The 272-nt window shown below is 64.3% G+C and carries 1 protein-coding gene; it reads left to right on the top strand.

Translation table 11 applies throughout. The annotated features are described in order from the left end of the window. Positions 1-272 (top strand): contractile injection system protein, VgrG/Pvc8 family (locus HFD94_RS22825; protein WP_256378014.1); only part of this gene is annotated, 272 nt, incomplete at both ends.

Genomic DNA, 272 nt, shown 5'->3' with positions numbered 1-272 from the left:
GACCACAGCCACGGCGAGTCCTACGCGCGCATCCGTCAGGAGGTGTGGCAGGCCGAGCACCACAGCGTCAGCGGGTCTGGCACGGCCACCGGCATCGCGCCGGGCTTTACCTTCTCCATCATCAACGCGCCGCACTTCAGCGACAACGGCGAGTATCTGGTGACCTCGGCGACCTATGACTTTGCCGAAAACAGTTACGCCAGCGGCGACACCGGCGACAGCCGTCACAACATCCACTTCACGGTGCTGCCGTCGTCAGTGACCTACCGCAC

The sequence above is a fragment of the Pantoea sp. EKM20T genome (assembly GCF_011800485.1).
GTDB lineage: Bacteria > Pseudomonadota > Gammaproteobacteria > Enterobacterales > Enterobacteriaceae > Pantoea > Pantoea agglomerans.
The sequence above is the reverse complement of the archived record's forward strand: the minus strand, read 5'-3'. Positions and strand labels throughout refer to the sequence as shown.